Source organism: Bacillus sp. MBGLi79 (assembly GCF_002953915.1).
The window spans coordinates 1,381,092-1,385,776 of record NZ_CP026521.1 but is presented as its reverse complement, the minus strand read 5'-3'; the positions used below and the strand labels follow the sequence as shown (position 1 = coordinate 1,385,776).

The 4,685-nt window shown below is 47.6% G+C and carries 5 protein-coding genes and 1 pseudogene; all 6 read right to left on the bottom strand.

Annotation, left to right across the window (positions count from 1 at the left end; all coding sequences use genetic code 11):
* A pseudogene (gene argD / locus C1T29_RS06945) lies at positions 1 to 125 on the bottom strand (acetylornithine transaminase); the annotation flags it as partial.
* Entirely contained in the window at positions 122 to 898 is a 777-nt protein-coding gene (gene argB, locus C1T29_RS06940; protein WP_039072672.1) for an acetylglutamate kinase, read from the bottom strand. The gene argB and the pseudogene argD, both read right to left, overlap by 4 nt.
* Positions 899 to 911: 13 nt before the next feature.
* Entirely contained in the window at positions 912 to 2,132 is a 1,221-nt protein-coding gene (gene argJ / locus C1T29_RS06935; protein WP_103749047.1) for a bifunctional ornithine acetyltransferase/N-acetylglutamate synthase, read from the bottom strand.
* 19 nt (positions 2,133 to 2,151) lie between these two features.
* On the bottom strand, positions 2,152 to 3,189 hold the full coding sequence (argC, locus tag C1T29_RS06930) for an N-acetyl-gamma-glutamyl-phosphate reductase (RefSeq protein WP_103749048.1): 1,038 nt from the start codon (positions 3,187 to 3,189) through the stop codon (positions 2,152 to 2,154).
* A 357-nt stretch (positions 3,190 to 3,546) separates the two neighbouring features.
* Positions 3,547 to 3,855: a metal-sulfur cluster assembly factor gene (locus tag C1T29_RS06925; protein ID WP_003180552.1), complete on the bottom strand. Its 309-nt coding sequence runs from the start codon at positions 3,853 to 3,855 to the stop codon at positions 3,547 to 3,549.
* A gap of 62 nt (positions 3,856 to 3,917) precedes the next feature.
* Positions 3,918 to 4,685, bottom strand: a 768-nt coding sequence (locus C1T29_RS06920) for a prolyl oligopeptidase family serine peptidase (RefSeq protein WP_231516548.1), incomplete at its 5' end; no start/stop codon positions are given.

The following is a 4,685-nucleotide window of genomic DNA, read 5'->3' as shown; positions in this document are numbered from 1 at the left end:
TTGCAGACCGCGATTCCCTGGACGAAATCAAGATAAGCGTTCCCCTTCTCATCCTGAACGATCGTGCCTTTCGCTTTTTTAATATTGATATTCCAGCGGCTGTACGTCTGAAATAAATGACTCACGATACGGCCTCCTTTTGTTTAATGATTTTCGTGCCGATGAAATCGTCTTTCGTGAGGAAAGATCCTTTTCCGCTCACGATCATCACTTCATTCACTTCATCTGTGAGGGCTTCTTTTGCAGAATGCACTTTTGGTATCATGCCTCCCGAGATCACGCCTTCAGCAATCAGGCTTTCGATGTCTGCCGGCGTCAGCTCTTTCAGCATTTCTTCGTTATTCATAATCCCTTTAACGTCTGTCACAAACATTAATTTGTCAGCGTGCAAGGCTGCCGCAACAGCCGACGCCGCCAAATCGGCGTTCACATTCAAAGTCTCACAGCCATCCGTCATCGAGAGGGGGGCGATAACCGGAATAAAGCCTTTTTCCATGAGCGCTTCGGCCATTCGGCCGTTTACTTTTTTAATGCGCCCGACCTGACCGTATTCTTTTTCATTTAAATAGTCGGCAAGGAGCAGTCCCCCGTCTTTTCCTGATACGCCGACAGCCGGAAGGCCGTGCTTTGTCAGCTCGGCAACGAAAAATTTGTTGATCGAACCGGATAAGACCATTTCAGCGACTTCAAGAACCGCTTTTGTCGTCTTACGCTGTCCGTTGACGAATTCGCTTCGAATATTGAGTTTCTTCAGCATCTTTGTAATATCGGGCCCGCCCCCGTGGACGAGTGCGATTTTCCAGCCGCTTTCGGTCAGCTCTTTCAGATTTTGAAAAAATTCGTCCGATAGTTCGCGGATGACGCTTCCGCCGCATTTAAAAACGATTGTTTTATCCATTGTGATCCCCTTTTTACGTCCGATAGCTCGCATTGATTTTGACGTATTCATAAGTTAAATCGCAGCCCCAAGCCGTACCCTTTCCGTCACCTTCCTGCAAGCGAACCTCGATTTTCACTTCGCTGTTTTCTAAATGTGTTTTGGCCAGCTCTTCTGAAAACGGCTGCGGTTCGTTATTTTTAAAAAGGCATTGGCCGCCCAGGTAGATTTCTACCTTCTCCGGTGTCACAGCAGCCATGCTGTCTCCGATCGCGACAATGATTCTGCCCCAGTTCGCATCCGTTCCGTAAACCGCGGTTTTTACAAGGTTTGAGCCGACGATTTTTTTGGCGATGATTTGCGCTTCAAGATTGCTTTTCGCACCGTTCACTTCAACCTCGATCAGCTTTGTCGCCCCTTCCCCGTCTCTCGCGATTTGTTTGGCGAGGTCTGTGCAGGCAAGCTGCAGGCCTTTTTTGAAAACCGGCCAATCTTCGTGTTCTTCATGGAGGCGCTCATTTCCGGCGCATCCGTTCGCCATGACGAGCACCATATCGTTAGTCGATGTGTCGCCGTCGACTGTGATCTGGTTGAATGAAACGTCCGTAATTTCCCTTAATGCCCTTTGCAGCGCGCTTTCTTCGATGCATGCATCTGTTGTGACAAAGCCGAGCATCGTCGCCATATTCGGGTGGATCATTCCCGACCCTTTGGCTGCTCCGCCAATCGTCACTCTTTGACCGCCGATCGTCAGTTCATAGCACGTTTGTTTGATCACCGTGTCTGTCGTTAAGATCGCTTCTTCGAAATCGCCTTCGGCAGGCTCAGTCTCGGCGAGAAGGCTGATGCCTTTTGTAATGCTCTCCATATTGAGGTATTCGCCGATGACGCCGGTTGAGGACACGGCCACCAGTTCCGGCTCGATCCCAAGCATATCAGCGCTTTGGCGGCGCATCTCATATGCATCTTTTAAGCCCTGCTCTCCCGTACATGCGTTGGCATTTGCGCTGTTGACGATGACGGCTTGCAGATGCGCGCTTTTTTTGAGACTTTCCTGCGTCACCTTGATCGGCGCAGCCTGAAAGTGGCTTTGCGTATAAACGGCGGCGCTCACCGCCGGTCTTGAGCTGATGATAATTCCAAGATCCTTTTTTGAATAGCGGAGGCCGCAGTGAACCCCTTTTGCCAAATAGCCTTTAGGCGAAGCGACATTTCCGTCTGTTTTTTTTATGCTGTCTTGACTCACCTGAATCATATGTTTGTTCTCTCCCGTCTTATGGATAAATTGGCGTAAATTCAAGCCCGGCGGTTTCGCTCCAGCCATTCATAATGTTGAAGTTTTGAACAGCCTGACCCGCTGCTCCCTTCATCAAGTTATCGATCACTGACACAATTGTCACTCTGTTCGTCCGTTCATCAACGGTAACGCCGATATCGCAAAAATTGCTGCCGTACACCTCTTTAGTTGCAGGGAACGAACCGGGTTCTCTCACTCTGACAAAGTATGAATCTTTATAAAATTTTGAAAAAATAAGTTGGAGCTGCTCGGCATCCATGCTGTCTTTCAGTTCTGTGTAGATGGTCGCCATAATGCCCCTTGTCATCGGAACTAAATGCGTGCTGAATGTGATCGGTTTAAATGCGGAGTCCCATTGTTTAACAATCTGCTCGATTTCAGGCGTATGCTGGTGTTCGTTTACCTTATATATTTTGAAATTGTCATTGATCTCTGAAAAGTGAGTGCCCATCGACGCCTTTCTGCCTGCTCCCGATACCCCTGTTTTCGCATCGATGATGACAAAAGATTCGTTGATGCTGCCGCTTTTGACGAGCGGCGCCAAGCCGAGAAGAACCGCTGTCGGGAAACAACCTGGATTGGCTATGTACTGCGCCGTTTTAATGTCTTCCCGATTCAGCTCAGACAGTCCGTATACCGCTTTTTGAAGCACGTGTTCAGGCGCGGCTTCCCTTTTATACCATTTTTCATAGACGCTCGGGTTCTGCAGCCTGAGATCGCCGGACAGGTCAATGATCGGTATGTCATATGCATCAAACTGTGGCGTCAGCCGGCTGGATACCCCCGGAGGCGCAGCCATAAATAAAAAATCGATTTCGTTCGAAATTTTCTTTACTTCGATCGGTTGCAGGTGTTGATCTGTCAGTTTCATAAGGTGCGGGTATGCGGCATCATAGCGGGCTCCCTCATCACTCGATGAATACAATATGCATTCATCTGCATAAGGGTGCAACTTCATAATCCTCATAATCTCTGCCCCTCCATAGCCAGTAGCACCTATAATACCTATTTTCAAAACAAGTTCACCTTCTTGGTCTTTGTGAAATTATTTAACATTATAACATGAATAAAAATTAATTCAATTGTATATTTAATATTTTTTGTTCATCTTTCATATTGGTTCTTTCCTCCCGCCGGCGGTCCTTTTTCAGCGGCTTGGTCGTGCTCCGTTCCCATCTTCCCGGATTCTCCGCTTTTCAAACCGGAGAATGTGCCGGCTGGCGTTTTTGCAATAAAAAAAGAACGCTTGTACAAGCGTTCTTTTTATAACGGGAGTAGCGATCTGCCTGGATACGCCCGTGTTATCTATTACGGCGGCTCCCTTTTCAAAACAGAAAGAGCCTGTCAACGGTTGAGCAGGCTCTGGAAACGTTTATTGGATGCCAAGTGCGATTTTCGCATATCGCGACATTTTGTCCCGTGTCCAAGGCGGATTCCAGACGATATGAACGTCAACTTCCTTGACTTCGGGAATATCTGCGAGCGCTTTTTTGACTTCATCCACAATGATCGGCGCCAGCGGACAGCCCATTGAAGTCAAAGTCATAGTCACGTCAGTTTTGCCGTTTTCATCCATATCCACGTCATATACAAGGCCGAGATTGACGATATCGACGCCCAGTTCAGGGTCAACGACCTGTTCAAGGGCGCCCATGATGTTCTCTTTTAATGCTTCATCCACTCTTCCTCACTCCTTTTTTCATCAGTATAACGCACTTCTTTCATTTTCTAAACCGACAGCACTTAAAGGTGCGCATCAAACCATTCGACTGTTTTCAAAAGGCCTTCCCTTGATACTTTATGCCCAGCCCGCTCATCTTCGATAAAATGCAGCAAATCAGGCCGAGTTTCATACAGCGGAATCGTCGATTCATAGAAGCGGCGCGCCAAAGCAAACGGAACGGTGCCATCCTGTTTGCCGTGCCAAAATAAAAGCGGCCTCATCTTCAATTTGTCCGGCTGCAGACTCAAGTCAAAACGCTTCAGTTTATCGCGCTGCTGTTCGATTTGTCCTTCTGTGAAAGGAAGTTCAATTTTCTTTTCACGCATAAAAGCGAGCTGTTGATCAAAAAATTCTACATAGGCGGGACTGCCCATTAAACTGACGGCAGTTGTAATCCATTCGTATTGTGTCAAAGCGCCGAGCGTGACAATACCGCCCATCGAAGTTCCGGCGGCGCCGATACGGCCCTGTTCAATCAGGTTTTCTTGTTCAAAGTGGTTTTTCAGCACTTCGAGCTCTTTGATTTCATTCGTGACGATCTCCCAAAACCTCGGGGCGAGCTCTTCCTGAGTGAGCTGTTCTTCCCTCTCCCCGTGATAAAGAGCCTCAGGCAGGACCACGCGCATTCCTTTTTCGGCAAGCAGATATGCGAAGTGAAGGTTATGCTCTTTTGCGCTTGTAAAACCATGTATGAAGAAAACAAGAGGAAGAGCTTTCTCTTTTTTCTCCTCTTTTACAATATGCAAAAGAGGAATGTTTGAAATATATTGCTTCTCGATTATGATCAC